Source organism: Pseudomonas shiyinii (genome assembly GCF_056725765.1).
Genome location: NZ_CM161522.1, coordinates 4,154,261 through 4,175,148, shown reverse-complemented (window position 1 = coordinate 4,175,148; position 20,888 = coordinate 4,154,261). Strand labels below are relative to the sequence as shown.

The window sequence follows — 20,888 nt, the reverse complement described above, 5'->3', positions numbered from 1 at the left end:
ATAGGCGTATCCGAGACCTCTGCCACAAGGGTTTCAGGTATCTGGCTATTTCTTGACCAGCAGTTGGATCGGCTTGCTGGCAACCGCGCCGGCGGGCATGCTGCAAGCCTGCCTATCCACTTATCCACCTGAAAGGAGATCAGCATGACGTCCACCGTATTCATTACCGGCGCCACTTCCGGGTTCGGTGAAGCCACTGCCCGACGTTTCGCCAAGGCCGGTTGGAAGCTCGTGCTCACCGGTCGGCGCAAGGAGCGCCTGGATGCCCTGTGCGCCGAGCTGTCGGGCCAGACCGAAGTCCATGGCCTGGTGCTCGATGTGCGTGACCGCAAGGCCATGGAACAGGCGATTGCCAACCTGCCGCCAGCGTTCGACAAACTCCAGGGCCTGGTCAACAACGCAGGCCTGGCCCTGGGCGCTTCGCCTGCGCAGGACTGCGACCTGGACGACTGGGAAACCATGGTCGACACCAACATCAAGGGGCTGATGTACACCACCCGGCTGCTGCTGCCTCGCCTGATCGCCCATGGCCGTGGCGCGAGTATCCTCAACGTGGGCTCGGTGGCGGGTAACTATCCCTACCCGGGCAGCCATGTGTATGGCGGCACCAAGGCCTTCGTCGGGCAGTTTTCCCTGAGCCTGCGCTGCGACCTGCGTGGCACGGGCGTGCGCGTCAGTAATATCGAGCCGGGCCTGTGCGAAAGCGAGTTCTCGCTGGTGCGCTTCGGCGGGGACCAAGCGCGCTACGATGCCACCTATGCAGGCGCCGAGCCGATCCAGCCGCAGGATATCGCCGAGACCATCTTCTGGATTCTCAACCAGCCAGCGCACATCAATATCAACAGCCTTGAACTGATGCCGGTAAGCCAGGACTGGGCAGGGTTCTCGATCGATCGCTCGGCCAAAGGGTAGGTAGGCACCAGACATGTGGGAGCGGGTTTACCCGCGAACAGGCACACACGGGTTGTGTTTTCTTCGCGGGTGACCCTGCTCCCATAGGTAGGGGGAAATCTTTCAAGCCAGGTGCTGCAAGCCTTCCAGGCAGGTCGCCAGGTGGTAGGGCGTGGTCGAGGGCATGTCATGCCGGCTCACCGCGCCGTTGCCGTCGCGGCATTCGTGCCAGCCACCTGCATGCAGGAACCGCTTCTCCAGCGCTTGCAGCTGGACCTGCACCTTGCCCTCGCTACCCGGACGCAAGGCCAGCGCCCGCAGGTACTCGGCCTGGGCCCAGATGCGTTGGGTCGGGTCGATCACCTTGCCGTCTACATCCAGCATGGCCAGCACCGCCGACTCCTTGACCCCATGCCGCTCGGCATAGTCGAACGCCCGGGTGATGGAGGCGTGCAGCGCGCTTTCACGCAACAGCGGCGACGTATCGAGCAGGTAGAACCATTCGAACTGGTGGCCCGGTTCGAACCAGTTATCCACAGCCCCACGGGGCTTTTCCAGCATCAGGCCGTGGGCCGGGTCGATGAAGTGGGCTTGCAGGGCCTCGCACAGGTTCAGCAGGGCCTGGCGGGTAGCGTCATCGCTGCGTACCGCCAGCGTTTGCAGGAAGGCCTCGGCCAAGTGCATCTGTGGGTTCTGCAACGGGCCGCTGCCCAGGTCCGACCAGTCTTCGTCCAGGCTGGCCTCATACAGCCCGTCATCCCGAGCGAAACGCTCGGCGACGATATCCAGGGCGGCATTGAGCGCGGACTCCACCAGACCCTCGCGCACCTTGCCCCAGTAATGGGCGCAAGCGAAGACGATGAAGGCATGGGTATAGAGGTCCTTGCGCCGGTCCAACGGCCGGCCTTCGGCATCGATGCTGTAGAACCAGCCGCCGTGTTCGGCATCGTGGAAGTGACGTTGCAGCGAACGGAACAACGCCGCAGCCCGTTCGGCCGCGCCCGGTTGCTCGATCCGGCTGCTGAACAGGTACAGCTGACGGGCGCAGGCCATGGCTCGGTAGCGTTGGACCGGCATGGGCCGGTGCGTGCCGTCGAGCGCCTCGAAGGGCAGGGCCAATTCGGCGTTCCAGCCCGGGCCTTGCCACAACGGCACGATACGTTCGGCGAAATGCTGGTTGAAGCGGGCCAGTTCGGGGAAAGGGAGGCGGGGGTTGGGCATGAAGGCGCTCGTCGCTATCGGGCAGTGCGCCATGGTAGCAGAACGGGGTTGTGGGTTGCTTTCGCCTTCACGTTCACCCGTGGGAGCGGGCTGTCGACGGAAAGCAGGATCAGCCCGGGTTGCCGAGCCCTTGCCAGTGCCGAGCGCCGACGAAGATGAAGCGCAGTTGCTGGGTGATCTTTTCCTGTGGCGTCAGGGCCTGGGGGTTGTCGGGGTCGGGGCAGTCGATCAGCTCTGGCAAGGTGGCGAACACGGTCTTGACCACTAGGTCGGCCATGACGGCCAGGGCCGCATTATCCAGGTGCTGCCAGCGCGCCATGCGGGCAAGGTCGGTGGCCAGGTCGTCGCTGATGTCCTGGCGCAGGCGGGCGATGGCCTGGCGCACGGCCTGGGAGCCGCCGTACTGCTCGCGGGCAAGGAACAGGAACTGGGCGCGGTGCGCGGCGACCACGTCGAGGAAGATGCGCACCGAGGCGTCGGTGATGCCTCCGAGCTCGAATTCGTTGTGCCGCACGAGGCGGATGGTCTGGCGGAAGGTGGCATCGACTTCGGCGACCAGGGCCAGGCCCAAAGCGTCCATGTCCGGGAAGTGGCGGTAGAAGCCCGTGGGGACGATGCCGGCGGCCCTGGCCACCTCGCGCAGGCTGATGCTGCCGAAACCCCGGCCGCTCTCCATGAGCTGGCAGGCGGCATCCAGCAGGGCCTGGCGGGTCTGTAGCTTTTGTTCGGCGCGCGGCAGCATGGGGCGGATTCTGTGGCTGTACGGCTGGGCACTCTAGATAAAAAAACGAAGCCCGGTCAATGGACCGGGCTTGGAGGGGAACAGCAAGCGCAGGGAGGGTTGTTGTTCTTGGTCATGGCGATCAGCTCATGCGGCTGAGTTCGACCAGGCGATCGGAACCACCCTCGGCAACGCGGTTGTTACGCTCGATCAGGCGATCGGAACCCCCTTCGGCGACGCGGTTGTTACGCTCGATCAGGCGATCGGAACCCCCTTCGGCGACGCGGTTGTTACGCTCGATCAGGCGATCGGAACCGCCTTCGGCGACGCGGTTGTTACGCTCGATCAGGCGATCGGAACCACCCTCGGCAACACGGTTGTTACGTTCGATCAGGCGATCGGAGCCGCCTTCGGCGACGCGGTTGTTACGCTCGATCAGGCGATCGGAGCCGCCTTCGGCGACGCGGTTGTTACGCTCGATCAGGCGATCGGAGCCACCTTCTGCCAGCGTGTTCAGCGGTTGCGAAACAGTGGCGGCGCTGGAGCGCGACTCGGCGTTCAGGTGTTGTTCCTCGGCCGGCAGGGCGAAGGCATTGGCGGCAAGGGCAGACAGGGCAAGGCTCAGCAGCAGGTGGCGTTTCATGATCTCGGTGCTCCTCTGGGGGGCTGGAAAGTGGGTACGAGGCCAATGCTACGCTTGGTAACTCCACAGAGAAGTTCATACGGATAATGGTAACAATCGACGGCATTGATACAGCGGGCGACGGCTCTGGCCCGGCCATTCCAGCGCCGCGGGCGAATGCGTGCGCCTGGCGCAGGGCCGGTGACGGCCGACCAAAAGCTGAGAAAGGCGCCAGGAAAATCTCCGTTATCATCGCCATTGATAAAACCCAGCGGGTTTTCGTCAGTCCGACATACTAAGTTCGCACCCGCTTCGTGCCATGCAGTCAGGAGAATCACGCAATGACGCGTCCCGTCCGAATCCTCGTCTGGATTTTCACCAGCCTGTTGACCCTGCTGGCGATACTGGTGGTAGTGATCGCTACATTCGACTGGAACCGCGTCAAGCCGCTGCTCAACGAGAAGGTGTCCGAAGCCCTGCACAGGCCATTCGCGATCAACGGCAACCTCGCCGTGCAGTGGCGCCGCGAACCCGAGGAGGGCGGCTGGCGGGCTTGGGTGCCCTGGCCGCACTTCATCGCCGAAGACCTCACCCTGGGCAACCCCGACTGGCTCGAGGAGCCACGCATGGTCGGCCTGGAGCGCGTGGCCTTCCGCCTGGCGCCGGTGCCGCTGGTGTTCCAGCAGATCGTCATCCCGCGCATCGACCTCACCAAGCCGACCGCAAGCCTCACTCGGCTGGCCGACGGCCGTGCCAACTGGACCTTCGACTTCGGGCCCAAGGATGAAAATGCCGAGCCGTCCAAGTGGGTATTGGACATCGGCGCCATCGGCTTCGACCAAGGCAACGTGCGTTTCGACGACCAGACCCTCAAGACCCGCATGAGCGTGCAGATCGACCCCTTGGGCAAGCCGATCCCCTTCAGCGAAATCGTCGGCAAGGCCAGTGCCGAGAAAGCTGGTGGTGCCCAGGACTACGCCTTCGGCCTGAAGGTGCAGGGTACCTACAAGGGCCAGGCCGTGTCCGGCACTGGCAAGATCGGCGGCCTGCTGGCCTTGCAGGACGCCAGCCAGCCATTCCCGTTGCAGGCCGATGCACGCATCGGCGATACCCGGGTGGCGCTCGCCGGCACCCTGACCGACCCGCGCAATCTCGGCGCGCTCGACCTGCGCCTGCGCTTGTCCGGCAGCAGCCTGGGCAATCTCTACCCGCTGACCGGCGTGACCCTGCCCGACACCCCGGCCTATGCCACCGATGGCCACCTGATCGCCAACCTGCACGAGCCTGAGGGGGCGCGATTCCGCTATGAAGGTTTCAACGGCAAGATCGGCGACAGCGACATCCATGGTGACCTGGCCTTCGTCGCCAGCAAGCCGCGGCCCAGACTCTCCGGCACGCTGGTGTCCAACCAGCTGCTGTTCAAGGACCTGGCACCGCTGATCGGTGCCGACTCCAACGCCGAGCAGAAGGCTCGCGGCGGGGCGAGCAAGCAGCCAGCAGGCAAGGTGCTGCCGGTGGAGGCGTTTCGTACCGAGCGCTGGCGGGCCATGGATGCTGACGTCACCTTCAGCGGCAAGCGCATCGTTCACAGTGAGCAACTGCCGTTCAAGGACCTGTCCGCCCATGTGGTGCTGGAGGATGGCGTGCTGCGCCTGGAACCCCTGCGCTTTGGCGTGGCCGGCGGCAACCTGAATTCGAACATCCGCCTGGATGGCCGCAGCGTGCCGCTGCAGGGTAGGGCACGGTTGTCGGCCCGTGGCTTCAAGCTCAAGCAGTTGTTCCCGACCTTCGCCCCGATGCAGACCAGCTTCGGCGAGCTCAATGGTGATGCGGACCTGAGTGGGCGCGGCAATTCGGTGGCGGCCTTGCTGGGCACCGCCAATGGTGACCTGAGCCTGTTGATCAATGATGGCGCCATCAGCCGTAGCCTGATGGAGATCGCCGGGCTCAACGTGGGCAACTATGTGCTGGGCAAGCTGTTCGGCGACGAGGAAGTGAAGATCAACTGCGCGGCGGCCGATGTCGGCATCAAGGATGGCCTGGCGACCACCCGATTGTTCGTCTTCGACACCGAGAACGCGATCATCTACGTCAACGGCACAGCGAATTTCGCCAGTGAGCAACTGGACCTGAAGATAACGCCTGAGTCCAAGGGGGTGCGCCTGTTCTCCCTGCGTTCGCCGCTTTATGTGCGTGGCACCTTCGCCAACCCGCGCGCGGGGGTGCAAGCGGTACCGCTGGCGCTGCGTGGAGCGGGGATGGTGGCCTTGGGTGTGGCGATCGGGCCGGCGGCGGGACTACTGGCGCTGATCGCGCCCAGTGGGGATGTGCCCAACCAGTGCACGCCGTTGCTCGAGCGGATGAAGGCGGGCAAGGCGCCGGCTGCGGTGAAGGGCAAAAAGTAAGGTTCTTCACGGAAAGCCGGGGGAAGCGTGGCTGCGATTTGCTTGTCGGGGAGGTAGGGTGAGGGCCTCCAGGTGCATGCCTTGGGATTCAAGGTGAGGTACAGATCGAGCGCCGCCCGCGCGGCGCATCGCGAGCTGCGCTCGCTCCTACGTTTGTTTCGGGCCAGTCCATCCTGTGGGATTTTCGCGCGGACGCTTTGGCGCCTGACGCAAGGTTGTGTCGTACGAACCCGGCGGTCGCGCGCGCTTGTCACAGGCGTTACTGGCCGTAAACAAACGTAGGAGCGAGCGCAGCTCGCGATGCGCCGCGCGGGCGGCGCTCGATCGGATAGGCGCTGAACCTCTCACGACGAACCCGCCCCCCGGCAACCTAAAGCCCCTTCAACAGGTCCGCCATATCGTCGGCATGCTCATGTTCATCTCCGAAAGGATCAGGTGGGTCACGGTCAATCAGGGAGGGCTCAGGCACCAGGGACGGCCTCGCGGTCCTCTTCTCGTTGCTTGCAGGTCTTGAAGCCCTTGGCGTCGACATGGCCGGTGGCGTCGAAGCGCACGTAGTACGGCTGCTGATGGCCGTCACGGTTGAGGATGTAGTCGTTGCAGGTGCCGCCGTTGGGCAGGTCGGTGGCGCTCGAAGGGCTGCCGCCGATGGCGATGACCTTCTGCATGGTCATGCCGTTCTCCACCTGCTTGACCAGCGGTTCGTCGCGGTAGGTCACGTAGTCCACCGGGTTTTCCGGGTGGCTGCCGCAGCCGGCCAGGGCCGCGCTGGTCAGAAGGATTGCCAGGGTCTGCTTGTACATGGTCCCGCTCCTTGCTCAGGGGTCTGTTCTGGTTTGGAACCGCACCGCGCGCCAGGAGTTCGATTGCGATGGCCAGGCCCTGCGCGGTAGTGTTGGGCGCATCGCCCAGGAGAGGGGAGGGAGCCATGAACCAGGCGCTGGCCACGCGCTACCCGCTGGTGCTGGTACCGGGCATGCTCGGTTTCGTGCGGGTGCTGCTCTACCCCTACTGGTTCGGCATCGTGCCGGCGCTGCGCCGGGGCGGTGCGCAGGTGTTCCCTGTGCAGGTCTCGCCGCTGCATTGCAGCGAACTGCGCGGCGAACAGTTGCTGGCGATCATCGAGGATATCTGCCAGCGTACCGGCACCGAGCGGGTCAACCTGATCGGCCATAGCCAGGGCGCCTTGAGCGCCCGCTACGCCGCGGCCAAGCGCCCTGACCGGGTGGCCTCGGTGACCTCGGTTGCCGGGCCCAACCAGGGGTCGGAGCTGGCCGACTACCTCGAGCGCAAGGCACCGGGCGATTCACCCCAGGGGCGGCTGCTCAAAGCGGCCTTGCATGCCCTGGCCGTATTGCTGGTATGGCTGGAGACCGGCTGGCGCCGCGACCCGCTGCCCATCGATGTGCACGCTTCGCACCAGTCCTTCACCACCGCCGGGGTCGCTCGCTTCAACCAGGCCTATCCACAGGGCCTGCCGACGACCTGGGGCGGTGAAGGCGCCTACGAAGTCGATGGGGTGCGCTATTACTCCTGGTCCGGGACCTTGCAGCCTGGGCGCACCGACCAGGGCCGCAACCGCTTCGATGGCAGCAACCGCTTCTGCCGGCTGTTCGCGCGTACCTTCGTGCGTGAAAGGGGCCAGTGCGACGGCATGGTCGGGCGCTACAGCTCGCACCTGGGCCAGGTGATCGGCGACGACTACCCGTTGGATCACTTGGACATCGTCAACCAGTCCCTTGGTGCCGTGGGCAAGGGCGCCGACCCGGTGCGCTTGTTCACCGAGCATGCCGCAAGGCTCAAGGCCGCGGGGCTGTAGCGACCTTGCGCAGCGGCGTAGTCCAGCGCTCGGCAAGGAGCACGCCCAGCAGAGTCAGCAGGCCGCCGTACAAGTGGTAGCTGGCCAGGCGCTCGTCCAGCACCACGGCGGCGATCAGCGCAGTGACCACCGGCAGCAGGTTGAAGAACAGCGTGGTACGGCTCGGGCCCAGGCGGTGCACGGCCTGCATCCATACCCGGGGGGCGACCATGGAGGCGAGGATACAGGCATACAGCACCAGGCCGATGTTATGCGCGTTCAGGCCGGTCTTCGGCGACAGCACGAACAGCGGCAGCAGCACGATGATCGCCACCAGCACCTGCAAGTACAGCAGCTGCATCGCGGGTACGCGCAGTTGCCATTTCTTCAGCAGGAAGCTGTACAGCGCATAGGCGAAGGTGGCCACCAGCATCATCAGGTCGCCGCCGTTCAGGCCTTGCTGCAGCAGCGCCGCAGGCTGGCCTGCCGAGACCACTTCCAGTACGCCGACGAACGACACCAGGGCGCCGAACAGCGCACCGAAGGTCAGCCGCTGGCCGAGCCAGGCGATGGCCAGGGCCAGGGACATCAGCGGCATCAGCGAGAGGATGATGCCCATGTTGGTGGCACTGGTGATGCCGGCGGCGAAGTAGGCCAGGCTCTGGTACATGGCCATGCCCAGCACGCCGAGGATGAAGACCTTGCCCAGGTGCGGAGCGATGGCCGCACGGTTGCGCCAGACCTGCGGCAACAGGAATGGGGTGAACAGCAGGCCTGCCAGCAACCAGCGGTAGAAGCCGATTTCCGCAGGGTGGATAGCGCCTGCGGACATCTTGGTGACTACGGTATTGCCGGCCCAGATAAGGATCGCCAGCAGGGGGAACAGGTAATTCATGCAGCAGTGAATCTCGTGTAGGAGCGGTCTTGTGCCGCGAAAGGGTCGCGCAGCGACCCCGACTGGCAGCCATTATCTCTTGTCCGTCCATATGCCTATACTTGCAAACGGACAATCCACCCCACGAAGCAGCCAACATGGCCCGCAAATACCTCGACATCCCAACCTTCGACCACCTCCCGGCCCCGGTGTACTTCCGCTACGATGAGTTCGGCGCCGACACCCACAGCGCCCCGCACCGTCATCCCTGGGGGCAGCTCAATTACGCTGCCCACGGCGTCATGCACCTAGATGTCGAGGGGCAGCGCTTCGTCTCGCCGCCGCATTACGCCGTGTGGGTCCCGCCGGGCACCGAGCATGGCTGCTATAACCCCCAGGCCATTGTCTATCGCTCGGTCTATCTCGACCGGGACGTGTGCCAAGGCTTGCCGGCAACCCCTTGCAGCCTGGTCATCAGCGACATCCTCAAGGCCATCCTCGGCGACTTCGCCCAGCGCGACCTCAAGGTCGCGCAGGACGAACGTGATCTGCGCCTGGTCCAGGTGCTGCTCGACCAGTTGCACCTGGCGCCGACCCAACGCTGCTACTTGCCCTTCGCCCGCAGCGAGGGCCTGCGCCAGGTGCTCGACGCCTTGCATGCCGAGCCCGGGGACAACCGCCCGCTGGCCGACTGGGCCAGCCAGGTGTTCGTCAGCGAACGGACCCTGGCGCGCCAGTTTCTCCGCGAGCTGGGTATCAGCTTCGGCGAGTGGCGCCTGCGCCTGCGTTTTTTGCGTGCGATCGAGGCGCTGGAGGCGGGCCTGCCGATCCAGGCCATCGCCTTCGACCTCGGCTACAGCACCGCGTCGGCGTTCATCGCCATGTTCCAGCGCCAGGCCCATTGCACGCCGGAGCAGTACCGGCGGCGGGCACGCATGGGCTGAGCAGGGAATGACAAATTTTGTCTACACTCTGCTCGACGACCGCGCGCACAGCGTGGAGACAAGGAGATGCTTCATGAAGATGCTGCACGTACCATTGCTGGTATTGGGTGTGATGATCAGCGCGCAGGGATTCGCCGCCACTGCGCAGCAAGAAAAGATGAAAACCTGCAACGCCGAAGCCACCGCACAAACCCTCAAGGGTGACGAGCGCAAGGCCTTCATGAGCAAATGCCTGAAAACCACCCAGCAGGAGAAAATGAAGACCTGCAACGCCGATGCCACCAGCAAGGCGCTCAAGGGCGATGAGCGCAAGGCCTTCATGAGCGACTGCCTCAAGAAGAAGTGACCTGCGCCTATGTTTGTACGGCGAAGGCTGGCAGACTGCGGATCTTTCCCGTTGTCTGCCGTTGAGGCTGTATGACCTTCACCCCCCGCCAGGTCACCCTGGCCAGCTGGATCATCGTGTTTGCCGGCCTACTGCTGGCGTTGCCCCTGAAGCTGTTGCCCAGCCTGTTGGCCGGCCTGCTGGTGTTCGAGCTGGTCAACATGCTCACCCCCCGGTTGCAACCGGTCATTGCCGGGCAGCGTGCGCGCTGGCTGGCCGTGGCCCTGCTCGGCACCCTGGTGGTCAGCACCCTGACCCTGCTGATCGCAGGTGCCTTCAGCTTCCTCTTGCACGAGGCGGAAAACCCTGGCGCGTCGCTGGACAAGTTCATGGGGCTCGTAGAGCGGGCCCGCAGCCAGCTGCCGCCGTTCATCGAAGGCTACCTGCCGGCCAGCGCTGCCGAGTTCAAGGTGGCCATCGGCGACTGGCTCAAGAGCCACCTGGGCGAGCTGCAACTGGTGGGTAAGGGCATGGCGCACATGTTCGTCACCTTGCTGATCGGCATGATCCTGGGCGCCATCGTCGCCCTGCAGCGGATCCCCGACATCTCCCGGCGCAAGCCGTTGGCCGCGGCGCTGTTCGAACGCCTGAGCCTGCTGGTGCAGGCGTTTCGCAACATCGTCTTCGCGCAGATCAAGATCTCCCTGCTCAACACCTTCTTCACCGGGATCTTCCTGGCCGTGGTGTTCCCGCTGTTCGGCGTGCATCTGCCGTTGACCAAGACCCTGATCGTGTTGACGTTCCTGCTGGGCCTGCTGCCGGTGATCGGTAACCTGATGTCCAACACGCTGATCACCATCGTCGGCCTGTCGCTGTCGATCTGGGTGGCGGTGGCGGCGCTGGGCTACCTGATCGTGATCCACAAGGTCGAGTACTTCCTCAACGCGCGGATCGTCGGCGGGCAGATCAGTGCCAAGTCGTGGGAGCTGCTGTTGGCGATGCTGGTGTTCGAGGCGGCGTTCGGGCTGCCGGGGGTGGTGGCGGGGCCGATCTATTACGCCTACCTCAAGAGCGAGCTGAAGCGGGCGGAGTTGGTCTGATTTCGGTGGTGGCCTGCACTGGCCCTATCGCCGGCAAGCCGGCTCCCACCGAGATTGCGCCGTTCTCAAGACTTGCGAAATCCCTGTGGGAGCCGGCTTGCCGGCGATAGGGCGGTGCAGACAGACGCCGGTTATCAGGCTACGCCGTAGCGCTTGCGCGCCTCGATCGCCAACCCGCTGCCGATGCTGCCGAAGATATTGCCTTCCACATGGCGGGCATTGGGCAGCATCGCTGCCACGCTGTTGCGCAGCGCCGGGATGCCGCTGGAGCCGCCGGTGAAAAACACCGTGTCCACTTGCCCCTCGCTCACGCCGGCCTTGTTCAGCAGTTCGCTGACGCTGCCGCGCACCCGTTCCAGCAGCCCTTCGATGGCCTCCTCGAACAGCCCACGGGTCAGGTCCACGGCCAGCGCCGGCTCGATACGGCCCAGGTCGATGCGCCGGCTTTCGTGCTCGGTCAGCTCGATCTTGCTCGCTTCCACTTCCATGGCCAGCCAGTGCCCGGCACGCTCCTCGATCAGCTTGAACAGCCGGTCTATCCCCAAGGTGTCCTCGATGTCGTAGCGCATGCTGCCCAGGGCCAGTTGCGACTTCTGCGAATACAGCGCGTTGATGGTGTGCCAGGTCGCCAGGTTGAGGTGGTAGCTGGTAGGCATCAAGGCTTGGCTCTTCATCCGGCTGCCGTAGCCGAACAAGGGCATCACGCCTTGCAGGCTCAGTTGCTTGTCGAAGTCGGTACCGCCGATGTGCACGCCGCCCGTGGCGAGGATGTCGCTCTGGCGCTCGGCCACCAGGTGGCGTTGCGGCGACAGGCGGATCAGGGTGAAGTCCGAGGTACCACCGCCGATGTCGACAATCAGCACCAGCTCTTCGCGGCTGATGCCCGACTCGTAGTCGAACGCCGCGGCGATCGGCTCGTACTGGAACGAGACCTCCTTGAAACCGATCTTGCGGGCCACCTCGGCCAAGGTGTCCTCGGCCTCCTGGTCGGCGACCGGGTCGTCGTCGACGAAGAACACCGGGCGGCCCAGCACCACTTCGTCGAAGCTGCGGCCGGCATTGGCCTCGGCGCGTTTCTTCAGCTCGCCGATGAACATGCCCAGCAGGTCCTTGAACGGCAGGGCGGTACCCAGCACGCTGGTGTCGTGCTTGATAAGCTTGGAGCCGAGCAGGCTCTTGAGCGAGCGCATCAGGCGCCCTTCGTAGCCTTCCAGGTATTCGTGCAGGGCCAGGCGGCCATAGACCGGGCGCCGCTCCTCGATGTTGAAGAAGACCACCGAGGGCAGGGTGATCTTGCCGTCTTCCAGGGCGATCAGCGATTCCACGCCGGGGCGGTGCCAGCCGACCGTGGAATTGGAGGTGCCGAAGTCGATGCCACAGGCACGGGCCGGGGATACGTCAGACATGGGGAGCAGCTTCCGGAGGCAAAACGGCCGCGCAGTTTATGCCAGTGGCCAGCTAAATCAAGACCGGTCGTCTGCTCTACAGCAACCCCAGGCGAACCTTGAAAGGCTATGCTTGACCCCAATCTTCAGAAACATCGTAAAAATTTCCAACGGTGATGCCTTAGATGGACTTCAAAGACTATTACAAGATACTCGGCGTGGAGCCGACGGCGGATGACAAGGCGATCAAGGCCGCCTACCGCAAGCTCGCGCGCAAGTATCACCCCGACGTCAGCAAGGAACGCGACGCCGAGGAAAAATTCAAGGAGGCCAACGAGGCCTACGAAGTGCTGGGCGACGCCCAGAAACGCGCCGAGTTCGACGAGATCCGCAAGTACGGTGGCCAGCACGGCAGGCCGTTCCAGGCGCCGCCGGGCTGGGAAAGCCGTGGCGGCGGCGGTGGTTTCGAAGGCGGCGACTTCTCCGATTTCTTCAGTTCGATCTTCGGCGCCCGGGGCGGCAACCCGTTCGGTCGTGGTCAGCAGCGCAGCGCGGGCAGGCGAGGGCAGGACGTGGAGCTGGAACTGGCGATCTTCCTCGAAGAAACCCTGAGCAAGGAATCCAAGCAGATCAGCTTCCAGGTTCCGCAGACCAACGCGGCCGGGCAGCGTACCGGGTTCACCACCAAGACCCTGAACGTCAAGATCCCTGCCGGGGTGACGGACGGTGAGCGCATCCGCCTCAAAGGCCAGGGCGCCCCGGGTATCGGTGGCGGAGCCAATGGCGACCTGTTCCTGACCATCCGCATGGCACCGCACCCGCTGTTCGATGTCGAAGGGCACGACCTGATCATCACCGTGCCTCTGGCGCCATGGGAGGCGGCCCTGGGTGCCAAGGTGGCAGTGCCGACGTTGACCGGCAAGATCAACCTGACCATCCGCCCCGACAGCCAGAGCGGCCAGCGCCTGCGGGTCAAGGGCATGGGCCTTGCGAACAAGCAGGGCGAGCGCGGCGATCTCTACGCCCAGCTCAAGGTGGTGATGCCCAGCCAGTCGGACGCCACCACGCGCGAACTCTGGACCAAGCTCTCCGAGAAAGCCGCGTTCAATCCGAGGACACAATGGAGTAGTTGATCATGAGCAACACCCTGATCGTTCAACTGGACATGCGAACCCTCTGCCAGGAAGCCGACATCACGGCCGACTGCGTGATCGAAATCGTCGAACACGGCATCGTTGAACCCTCAGGGCGAACGCCGGAGGACTGGTTGTTCGATGACCAGGCGCCGTTGCTGGCCAAGCGGGCGGTGAAGCTGCATCAGGAGCTGGAGCTGGAATGGGAGGGCGTGGCCCTGGCATTGGAGTTGCTGGACGAGGTGCAGCAACTGCGCAGCGAGAACAGCATGCTGCGCCAGCGGCTGGGCCGGTTCATCCATATGTGAGCCTGCTTGGATTGATTGTGCAGGCGCCCTGCAGGCCCCTTGTAGGAGCTGGCGGAGCCTGCGATGGGCCGCAAAGCGGCCCCTTAAATCCACCGTTTGAGGCTTGGGGCTGTTTTGCAGCCCATCGCAGGCTGTCGCAAGCTCCCACCGAGATTGCGCCGCTCCCACAGGTTGTGCAAAACCCAATAGTTGGCGAACTGACAGGCCTTCAGTCCCTTGGCTCGGCCCCTGGGTCGAGCATCAGCTGCATGAAGGTCAGGTCCAGCCAGCGGCCGAACTTCACTCCCACCTGCGGCATCTGCCCGGTCACCACGAAGCCCAGCCGCTCGTGCAGGCGGATCGAAGCGGCATTGCCGCTTTCGATCGCCGCGACCATCACATGCTTGCCGCACGCCCGCGCCCGTTCGATCAGGGCCTCCAGCAGCATCAGGCCCAGGCCCCTGCCGCGCTGGTCGCTGCGCACGTAGACCGAATGCTCGATGGTGTGGCGAAACCCTTCGAACGGCCGCCAGTCCCCGAACGAGGCATAGCCCAGCACCCCGCTGTCATCCACCGCCACCAGGATCGGGTAACCCTGTTCGGCCCGCGCGGTGAACCAGGCCAGGCGGTTGGCAAGATCCACCGGCGCTTCGTTCCAGATCGCCAGGGTGTTGCGCACGGCGTCGTTGTAGATGTCGAGGATGCCGGGGAGGTCTTCGGGCTGGGCTTCGCGGATTTCAGGGTGCATGGTGGCGGCTCGCAAGGGAGAGTGCGGGTTGGGGCAGCTTCAGCTGCCCTGGTTGCCACGCACGGCGGTGCGTGGGTGGCGTTTGTTCCGCACCACCTGGTAGGTCACGGCCAGGATCACGAACCACAACGGCGTGACGACCAGCGCAGCGCGGGTATCGGCCTCCAGGCTCAGCAATACCAGGATGAAGGCGAAGAACACCAGGCATACATAGCACATCAGGCGCCCGCCAGGCATCTTGTAGGTCGAGGCCTGGTGCAGTGCGTGGCGGTGCTTGCGGTAGGTCAGGTACGACAGCAGGATCAGCGTCCAGACGAACATGAACAGCAGCGCCGAAACCGTGGTGACCAAGGTGAAGGCCTCCACCAGGTCGGGGATCACGTAGATCAGCACGGCACCGAGCAGCAGGCAGGTGCAGGAGAAATACAGCCCGTTGGCCGGCACGGCCCGCCGCGACAACTTCTCGAAGGCCTTGGGCGCGTCGCCTTCCTGGGACAGGCCGTAGAGCATGCGGCTGGTGGAAAACACGCCGCTGTTGGCCGAGGACGCCGCTGAGGTCAGCACCACGAAGTTGATGATGCTCGCTGCCGCCGGCAAGCCGGCCAGGACGAACAGTTCGACGAACGGGCTCTTGCCCGGCACCACGTCGCGCCACGGAGTGACTGCCATGATGGCGATCAAAGCCAGCACGTAGAACACGATGATGCGCACGGGGATGGAGTTGATCGCCCGTGGCAGGGTGCGTTCGGGGTTCTTCGCTTCGGCGGCCGTGGTGCCTACCAGCTCGATGCCGACGAAGGCGAACACGGCGATCTGGAAACCTGCGAAGAAGCCCATCATGCCGTTGGGGAACATGCCGCCATCGTTCCACAGGTTGGCCAACTGCGCCGTGCGCCCGGCGGGCGACGCGAAGCCGGTGATCACCATGTACAGGCCCGTTGCGACCAGGCCCAGGATGGCGACGATCTTGATCATGGCGAACCAGAACTCGATCTCGCCGAACATCTTCACGGTGATCAGGTTCAGCGACAGCAGCACCGCCACGCAGGTGAGCGCCGGTATCCACTGGGGCAGGTCGGGGAACCAGAACTGCGAGTAGGCGGCGATGGCGATCACGTCGGCGATGCCGGTGATGACCCAGCAGAACCAGTAGGTCCAGCCGGTGAAATAACCGGCCCAGGGGCCCAGCAGGTCGGCGGAGAAATCGATGAAGGACTTGTAGTTGAGGTTCGACAGCAGCAGTTCGCCCATGGCGCGCATGACGAAGAACAGCATGAAGCCGATGATCATGTAGACGAAGATGATCGACGGGCCCGCCAGGCTGATGGTCTTGCCCGAGCCCATGAACAGGCCGGTACCGATGGCGCCGCCGATGGCGATCAGCTGGATATGGCGGTTGGTGAGGTTGCGTTGCAGATGGGTGTCGTCTGCCGGTGTGGAGGAGGTCTGGGTCATGGGCTGCATTCCATTGAGATCGGTCTTCTTGCGGGAAAGCCAGGTAGGCTAACACGCGCGTTCCAGATCGTGGCGCGACAGATCGACTCCATTTTGCCGGGGCAGAGCGTGTGCAAGAGGGGCTGCTGTACAGCCCTTTCGCGGCACAAGGCCGCTCCACAGGGGCACGGCTCTTTTGTAGATACCGTCTTGACCCTCACCCCGCAAGGGCGATTTGAGGGTCAAACGGTTTACCGGACTTCACCACGCCATACACCAGGTGCAAAAGCTTGCGCATAGCAGCGCAAACTATCTGCTTATAGGCTTTACGCCGGCTGTTCAAACGCTCTGCCAGTGCCTTCACGACCGGGTTGTGTCTGATCGAGACCGTGCCTGACATCCACAAGCCGGCGCGCAGCCTCGGCGCTCCTGTGCGAGAAATGGTCGATTGGCCAATCTTCTCCCCCGATTGATGGATCATCGGGTTCAGACCTGCAAACGCAACAATGGCTGACGGGCTTTCGTATTTCAGCGGATCACCCAGTTCTGCGAGGATCAGTGCGGCTGTGGTATCACCCAGACCATCAATCGATGTAATCAGTTTTCGCCGTTGGCGCAGATCCGGATCGTCATCGATCGTCTGCTCAATCGCCTTGCGGGTTTTCTCTATTTCTTCGGTGATATGCCCAATTACAGCTCTGATTGACTCCTGCACAGCTGTCTGCGCCACATCCAGACGGTTCTGCTCCATCTGCTGCATTTCTTTCAGGTCGTCCAGACGCCGTACTAAGGCCCGCAAACGCCGCTGAGCTGGCGGCTCAGGCTCCCACTGACGGAGCTCATCCTGTTTTTGCTGGCCATAAGCAGCAATAACCTTGGCATCAGCCTTATCGGTTTTGACGCGTCGAAGGTCGGCCTCGGCAAACTTGGCAATTACGGCGGGATTCAGAATGCACACCCGGTAACCCTTGGCATGAAGGCAATCGGCAAGCGCCTCGTGATAAGTGCCAGTGGCCTCCATGACAACCCAGGCACGCGGTTCGGCATGTTTCTCAAGCCAGGTTGCGAACTGCTCAAAACCACTCGGATCATTGGACAGCTTGGCCTTGGTGCGAACCTTCCCATTGGGAAGTGGAGTCGCAATATCGAAGGATCGCTTGGCTACATCGACGCCAACAACAACAGACATGATCTTCTCCTTCAGACAACGAAAGTTCGATCACCCAGCACTCGGTTCAACCTTGTGAATGCGTGCTCACGCCGGGGGCGGGCACTAGATACCGTTCGAACTGTTCGAGTGGGGTTGGAGGGTCTGAGCGTTATCTACAATACGGGCTCGATGCCCTTGGAGCGGCTCCGCTTCATGACCCTCCCTCGATGATCAGTCGAGAACTTTCGCCTCTTGGAAGGCGAAAGTCGAGATACAAGGAGCGGCCTTGTGCCGCGAAAGGGCCGCACCGCGGCCCCTATGGAGTCACGCCCTGGCGAGCACCTTGCGGCGCACCACCAGGCTGTCGACGGCCCACATCACCAGCATCGACACTCCCACCAGCGGGAACGCGACACCCAGCACCAGCATCACCCCTGTGGCGGTCTTCCAGCGTGGCAGGTCATGGCGCAGCGGCGGCACACCCAGGCCGCCGTTGGGGCGGCGCTTCCACCACATCACCAGCCCGCTGACCGAGCCCAGCAGGATCATCAGGCACACCAGCAGGATGATGAGCTGGTTGAGCGGCCCGAACATCTTCCCTTCGTGCAGCATCACCCCAAGCTCGGTAGCGCGGGCGACCGGGCTGTAGTCCTGCCAGCGCACATCGGCCAGCACCCGGCCGGTGTACTGGTCAACGTGCAAGGTGGCGTCATTGCGAGGGTCGTCGGCGAACACCGCGATGGTGAACACGCCTTCGGCGGTGGTCGGCAGGGTGATGCTGTAGCCTGGCTCGACCTTGCGCGCGGTGGCCACGTCCTCGACCTGTTGCAAGGTCACCTGGGGTGCTGCGGGGCCGCTGGCCATGGCGTGGTGGCCCGCATGCTCGGCATGGGCGCCGGACACCGGCATCGGCGTATTCTCCACGGCCCAGGGCACGGTCTGGCGGTGGGCATTGTTCAGCTCGCGGGCCTGCTGATCGGACTTGGGCACGTCGTTCCACATGGCCGCCGGGAAGCGATTCCACAGGTCGGCGTACTGCTTGCCCCACAGGCCCGTCCAAGTCATGCCGCTGAGCAGCATCAACAGCAGCAGGAGCGAGCCCCAGAACCCCGTGACCGCATGCAGGTCGCGCCACAGCACCCTGCCGCGTGCCGACAGCCGTGGCCACAACACGCCAGCACTGCTGCGCCCGCGTGGCCACCACAGGTACAGGCCGGACACCACCAGCACGATGCCCCAGCCGGCGGCCAGCTCCACCAGCCGATCACCCACGGTGCCGACCATCAGCTCACCGTGCAGGGCCCTGGCCACTGCTTGCAGGTTGTTCTTGCCGTCCTGCTCGCCGAGTACCTTGGCGCTGTACGGGTCGATGAACACGTTCAGTTCGCGCCCGCCGTCGTGCACCACGAACTGCGCGCTGCGCTCGGCATCGACCGGCGGCAGGTACTGGCCCACGTGCCCCTGTGGATAAGCCCGGCGTACCTCGGCCAGGAGCGTGTCGGCGTCCTGCCGGTGGTGGCCGGCCTCGACCACCATCAGGTCGCGGTAGAGCAGTGGGTCGAGCTGGGGCTTGAACAGGTAGATGATCCCGGTGATCGCCAGCAGGATCATGAAGGGCGCGACGAACAGCCCGGCATAGAAATGCCAGCGCCAGGCCAGGTTGTAGAAGGAGATGCGTTTTTCGTTCATGTGAACCTCCCGAGAGACCGGTCAGGCGCGGGGATGGCCGCGCCTGGTTCGTTGTTGTCAGAAGCTGATGTCGACCTTGGTCCAGAAGGTCCTGCCGGGCTCCATCACCGGCTGCGGGTCGCTGGCCGGGTAGCCGAACCCGGCGTTCCCGGCCAGGTTCAGGTGCTCGGCGTAGGCCTTGTCGAACAGGTTGTCGACGCCTGCGCTGAGCTTGAGGTTGCGGTTCACCTTGTAGGCGCCGTTGAACGAGAACACGCCGAAGCCTGCGCTGTTCTCGTAGTCCTTGCCGACCACGTTGCCCTGGTTTTCGGCGATGCGGTTCTGCGCCGCCACCAGGCGCCACAGGGCTCCGACGCTCCAAGTGTCGCGGCTGTAGGTCAGGCCGAGGCGGCTTTCCAATGGCGGCATCTGCGGCAGGGCCTTGTCATCGCTGCTGTTCTTGCCCCAGGCGTAGGCCACGGTGGCGTCGGCTTTCCAGTTTTCGTTCAGCTTGTAGGCCGCGCCGAGTTCGCCGCCCATGATACGGGCGTCGATATTGCGTGCCTGGCTGTTTATGCCTTGATAGTCGAACAGGATGTAGTCACGGATCTGCCCGACATAGCCCGAGGCCCAGGCGTCCAGGCGCTCATCGCGGTACTGGATGCCGAAGTCCAGCTGGGTGGTCTTTTCCGGCTTGATGCTGTCGAAGGCATTGCGCGAACCGTTCGGTCCCTGTTTGGGCGAGAACAGCTCCCAGTAGTCTGGGAAGCGTTGGGCATGACCAAGGCCGATGTAGGTGGTGGCAGGAATCGCCATCAGGTCGTGCTCGTAGCGCACGAAACCGCTGGGCAGGGTGTCGGCGCGGGTGTCCCCGGCGGTCGGGCTGTCCTTGCGGAAATCGCGGGCCGAGGCGCGATCCAGGCGCGCCCCGGTGACCAGGCGATCCTCGCCGGTGGCGTACCAGGTCAGCTCGCTGAACAGCCCATAGTTGTGGAAGTCGGCGTCCTTGGTCCAGGGCTGGCCCTTGTGTGCGTCCACCGCCATGCCACCGCGCTTGCGGTGTTCGTTGGTCTGCGCATCGATACCGGAAACCAACTGCACATCGGCCCAGCGCCAGGTGGCCTTGACGCGTGCGCCCATGGTGCGACGGTCGACGTTGCTGACCATCGCCATCATGCCCGGCGTGCGCAGGCTGTAGTTGTCCATCACATGGTCGGCGTAGTTGTAGTAGACCTGTGCTTCTACCTTGTCGAGCACTTCGCCCAGGTTGGACTTCTCGAAACGCAGGCCCAGGCTCTCGCGCTTGAACTGCGAGCCGTCCATGCCGCGCCCGGCGTAGCGGGCCTCGCCGTCGCCCTTGCCGGCGGTGAGTTCCAGCAGGGTGTCCTGGTCCGGCGTCCAGCCGAGGGTGACGTCGCCGTTCCACTTGTCCCAGCGTGAGGGCACCGTGTCACCGTTACCGTCATCGTAGTCATCGGCTCGCGACTGATTGCCGACGAAGCGGGCGTAGCCCTGGCCGGTGCCGGCAGCGGCATCGAGCACTTTGTCGAAGCGGCCATGGGAGCCGGCCAGCAGGCTGGCGTTGACGCGGCTGCCGAGTTCGCCGAACTGCTCCGGCTCGCGTTCGAAGAGGATGGTCCCGGCCGAACCGCCCGGGCCCCAGATCACGCTCTGTGGGCCCTTGATCACTGTCAGGCGGTCGTAGGTTTCCGGCGAGATGTAGGACGTTGGTGCGTCCATGCGGCTGGGGCAGGCGCCCAGCATCACGCCGCCGTTGGTGAGGATGTTAAGCCGCGAGCCGAACATGCCGCGCAGTACCGGGTCGCCGTTGGTGCCACCTGCGCGGATGGCCGAGAAGCCGGGGATGGTCTTGAGATAGTCGGCACCGTCGCTGGCCGGTACGGGTTGGCGTGGGTCCTTGGGGTTGGCGACCACGGTCAGCGGCGAGCTGGGGGCGATGGCGGTGACCACCGTCGGGCTCAGCTCGGCCGAGTCGTGCACATGACCTTCGAGGCGGCCGGTTTCGGCGGCCAGGGCCACGGGCGCGAGCAGCGAGCCGCACAGTGCGGCGAGGGTGCCGCGCAGGGAAAGGGCAAAAACAGGGGTACAGCCGGACATAGTGATTCCAGTCGATCAGTCGTGAACAGGCGCGAAGCCCTGTGGCTCCGTGCGTTGGCAGGTT

The 20,888-nt window shown here is 64.2% G+C and carries 19 protein-coding genes; 8 read left to right on the top strand and 11 right to left on the bottom strand.

Going from position 1 to position 20,888, the window contains the following annotated elements; genetic code table 11:
* Positions 1–144: 144 nt before the first annotated feature.
* Positions 145–912, top strand: coding sequence for an SDR family oxidoreductase (locus tag ACXHGZ_RS18860; protein WP_224457074.1), 768 nt, complete (start codon positions 145–147; stop codon positions 910–912).
* 102 nt (positions 913–1,014) lie between these two features.
* Here ACXHGZ_RS18860 and ACXHGZ_RS18855 read toward each other — a convergent pair whose 3' ends face one another.
* From ACXHGZ_RS18855 to ACXHGZ_RS18845, 3 genes are all read right to left on the bottom strand, one after another.
* Positions 1,015–2,112, bottom strand: a complete 1,098-nt coding sequence (locus ACXHGZ_RS18855; protein ID WP_480460955.1) for an AGE family epimerase/isomerase — start codon at positions 2,110–2,112, stop codon at positions 1,015–1,017.
* A 109-nt stretch (positions 2,113–2,221) separates the two neighbouring features.
* Positions 2,222–2,854: a TetR family transcriptional regulator gene (locus tag ACXHGZ_RS18850; protein ID WP_084854253.1), complete on the bottom strand. Its 633-nt coding sequence runs from the start codon at positions 2,852–2,854 to the stop codon at positions 2,222–2,224.
* 121 nt (positions 2,855–2,975) lie between these two features.
* Positions 2,976–3,476, bottom strand: a complete 501-nt coding sequence (locus ACXHGZ_RS18845; RefSeq protein ID WP_480460953.1) for a phage infection protein — start codon at positions 3,474–3,476, stop codon at positions 2,976–2,978.
* Between the two features lie 320 nt (positions 3,477–3,796).
* On the opposite strand from ACXHGZ_RS18845, the gene ACXHGZ_RS18840 reads away from it, so the two are divergent.
* Complete coding sequence (locus ACXHGZ_RS18840) at positions 3,797–5,860, top strand: AsmA family protein (protein ID WP_480460951.1); 2,064 nt, start codon at positions 3,797–3,799, stop codon at positions 5,858–5,860.
* A gap of 461 nt (positions 5,861–6,321) precedes the next feature.
* Here the strand turns inward: ACXHGZ_RS18840 and osmE are convergent, their stop codons facing one another.
* Positions 6,322–6,663 carry an osmotically-inducible lipoprotein OsmE gene (osmE, locus tag ACXHGZ_RS18835; RefSeq protein ID WP_084854257.1) on the bottom strand — a complete coding sequence of 114 codons (342 nt, stop codon included), beginning with the start codon at positions 6,661–6,663 and terminating at the stop codon, positions 6,322–6,324.
* Between the two features lie 125 nt (positions 6,664–6,788).
* Between osmE and ACXHGZ_RS18830 the strand changes: the two genes are divergently transcribed.
* Positions 6,789–7,679, top strand: a complete 891-nt coding sequence (locus ACXHGZ_RS18830; RefSeq protein WP_480460949.1) for an esterase/lipase family protein — start codon at positions 6,789–6,791, stop codon at positions 7,677–7,679.
* Here the strand turns inward: ACXHGZ_RS18830 and ACXHGZ_RS18825 are convergent.
* Positions 7,660–8,553, bottom strand: a complete 894-nt coding sequence (locus tag ACXHGZ_RS18825; protein ID WP_480460947.1) for a DMT family transporter — start codon at positions 8,551–8,553, stop codon at positions 7,660–7,662. The genes ACXHGZ_RS18830 and ACXHGZ_RS18825 overlap by 20 nt on opposite strands.
* A 137-nt stretch (positions 8,554–8,690) precedes the next feature.
* Here ACXHGZ_RS18825 and ACXHGZ_RS18820 point away from each other — a divergent pair, with 137 nt between their 5' ends.
* From ACXHGZ_RS18820 to ACXHGZ_RS18810, 3 genes are all read left to right on the top strand, one after another.
* Positions 8,691–9,476 (top strand): AraC family transcriptional regulator, encoded by a 786-nt coding sequence (locus ACXHGZ_RS18820; protein WP_480460946.1) that lies wholly within the window; start codon positions 8,691–8,693, stop codon positions 9,474–9,476.
* A gap of 73 nt (positions 9,477–9,549) precedes the next feature.
* The gene (locus ACXHGZ_RS18815; RefSeq protein WP_084854266.1) at positions 9,550–9,822 is read left to right on the top strand and encodes a PsiF family protein; all 273 of its coding nucleotides are present in this window, start codon (positions 9,550–9,552) and stop codon (positions 9,820–9,822) included.
* 71 nt (positions 9,823–9,893) lie between these two features.
* Entirely contained in the window at positions 9,894–10,901 is a 1,008-nt protein-coding gene (locus ACXHGZ_RS18810; RefSeq protein ID WP_084854268.1) for an AI-2E family transporter, read from the top strand.
* Positions 10,902–11,035: 134 nt separating this feature from the next.
* Here the strand turns inward: ACXHGZ_RS18810 and ACXHGZ_RS18805 are convergent, their stop codons facing one another.
* Positions 11,036–12,307 carry an Hsp70 family protein gene (locus ACXHGZ_RS18805; RefSeq protein ID WP_480460943.1) on the bottom strand — a complete coding sequence of 424 codons (1,272 nt, stop codon included), beginning with the start codon at positions 12,305–12,307 and terminating at the stop codon, positions 11,036–11,038.
* A gap of 164 nt (positions 12,308–12,471) precedes the next feature.
* Between ACXHGZ_RS18805 and cbpA the strand changes: the two genes are divergently transcribed.
* A complete protein-coding gene (gene cbpA, locus ACXHGZ_RS18800) occupies positions 12,472–13,419 on the top strand; it encodes a curved DNA-binding protein (protein ID WP_084854273.1) in 948 nt (315 codons plus the stop codon).
* Positions 13,420–13,421: 2 nt separating this feature from the next.
* Positions 13,422–13,727: a chaperone modulator CbpM gene (locus tag ACXHGZ_RS18795; protein ID WP_084854275.1), complete on the top strand. Its 306-nt coding sequence runs from the start codon at positions 13,422–13,424 to the stop codon at positions 13,725–13,727.
* 208 nt (positions 13,728–13,935) lie between these two features.
* On the opposite strand, the gene ACXHGZ_RS18790 is transcribed toward ACXHGZ_RS18795, so the two are convergent.
* From ACXHGZ_RS18790 to ACXHGZ_RS18770, 5 genes are all read right to left on the bottom strand, one after another.
* Positions 13,936–14,454 (bottom strand): GNAT family N-acetyltransferase, encoded by a 519-nt coding sequence (locus tag ACXHGZ_RS18790; RefSeq protein WP_480460941.1) that lies wholly within the window; start codon positions 14,452–14,454, stop codon positions 13,936–13,938.
* Between the two features lie 39 nt (positions 14,455–14,493).
* Positions 14,494–15,909 (bottom strand): D-serine/D-alanine/glycine transporter, encoded by a 1,416-nt coding sequence (gene cycA / locus ACXHGZ_RS18785; protein ID WP_480460939.1) that lies wholly within the window; start codon positions 15,907–15,909, stop codon positions 14,494–14,496.
* Between the two features lie 196 nt (positions 15,910–16,105).
* Positions 16,106–17,077 carry an IS110 family RNA-guided transposase gene (locus tag ACXHGZ_RS18780; RefSeq protein WP_480460242.1) on the bottom strand — a complete coding sequence of 324 codons (972 nt, stop codon included), beginning with the start codon at positions 17,075–17,077 and terminating at the stop codon, positions 16,106–16,108.
* A 285-nt stretch (positions 17,078–17,362) separates the two neighbouring features.
* Complete coding sequence (locus ACXHGZ_RS18775) at positions 17,363–18,727, bottom strand: PepSY-associated TM helix domain-containing protein (RefSeq protein WP_480460938.1); 1,365 nt, start codon at positions 18,725–18,727, stop codon at positions 17,363–17,365.
* A gap of 57 nt (positions 18,728–18,784) precedes the next feature.
* Positions 18,785–20,824: a TonB-dependent copper receptor gene (locus tag ACXHGZ_RS18770; protein ID WP_480460936.1), complete on the bottom strand. Its 2,040-nt coding sequence runs from the start codon at positions 20,822–20,824 to the stop codon at positions 18,785–18,787.
* Positions 20,825–20,888: the final 64 nt, after the last annotated feature.